General features: G+C 61.4%; 2 protein-coding genes. One reads left to right on the top strand and one right to left on the bottom strand.

Going from position 1 to position 1160, the window contains the following annotated elements; all coding sequences use genetic code 11:
• Positions 1–341 (bottom strand): hypothetical protein (locus tag ACYVDK_RS05405; RefSeq protein ID WP_460519065.1); only part of this gene is annotated, 341 nt, incomplete at its 3' end.
• A 135-nt stretch (positions 342–476) separates the two neighbouring features.
• On the opposite strand from ACYVDK_RS05405, the gene ACYVDK_RS05400 reads away from it, so the two are divergent.
• The gene (locus ACYVDK_RS05400) at positions 477–1082 is read left to right on the top strand and encodes an HAD family hydrolase (RefSeq protein WP_460519062.1); all 606 of its coding nucleotides are present in this window, start codon (positions 477–479) and stop codon (positions 1080–1082) included.
• Positions 1083–1160: the final 78 nt, after the last annotated feature.

Raw genomic sequence — 1160 nt, 5'->3', positions numbered from 1 at the left:
AATTCGTGAATGGGGCGGAGCTGTACGAGCTGCGGCTCGTACAGGGCGGGATCCGCTCCTGCGTCCGGGACTTGACCGCGTCGGATGGTTTTGGGGTCCACATAACGATAACGACTGCCAAACGACTTGATCGTCGTATACCCGCGAGAAAACTCCCGCTGCGCCACCACCCGGGTCCCGACGGTTGAGAACCCATACCAAAAGAACAACAGCACGGTTGCGATTCCGAAGCCCAACGGCCACCACGGCCCGATCAGATTCGACACGAATATGGCGACAAACGTGACCAAGAATCCGAAGCAGGAAATGAAGCCTTGACGTCGCAACCCTGCCGCAGTCACACGCAACCCCTTCAACGCGCCCGTGACAAACGAGGATCGCTCCACCTCGGGCTGGACAAATCATAAGTCTGCGCTGATGCGTGCCATGCGCGCAGCGGGATCCGCTATCGGTCGCCGATCAGGGTCTCCGGCAGGATGGTTTCTGTGATCGCCGTTGTGCTGTTCGACCTCGACGGTGTGGTGCGCCATTTCGATCCTCGCCATGTCGAGGAGCTCGAGACGAGGTACGGGATCGAGGCAGGCGCGATCGAACGCTTCGCATTCAGCAGCCCGCTGATCGAGCAGCTCACCACGGGACGCCTTTCCCGGCGGGAGTGGATAACCAGCATTGCCGAGCATCTTGGAAACGCGGATGCCGCGGCAGCGTGGGGGCGGCAACCGTTCCGCGCCGACTCGGCGATACTCGGCCTCGCCGACAAACTCCGAGTTCTCGGACTGAGGACGGCGATCCTCACCAACGGGTCTGACACCATCCCAGCAGAACTTGCATCGCTCGGGCTCGATGCCCACTTCGACGAGATCTTCAACTCTGCGACTATCGGTTTCGCCAAACCTGACCGGCGGGCTTTTCAGTACGTGCTCGACAGCATGAGCGTCATCCCGAGCAGCGTCTTCTTCACCGACGACTCGCCCGCGAAACTGGCCGGCGCGGCAGCACTCGGGATGATCACACACCACTACACAGGTGTGGCCGAACTCAAGTGCGTGCTCCGCGAAAACGGCATCCCGCTCGGCACGTAGACGGATCCGTCTCTAATTGTGTGTTGGCTGGCCTGGGGCTGGCTGGCAGGCTGGCATCGGTCCGGCTGGTGTGACTCA

Source organism: Humibacter antri, from assembly GCF_054777235.1.
The sequence above is the reverse complement of the archived record's forward strand: the minus strand, read 5'-3'. Positions and strand labels throughout refer to the sequence as shown.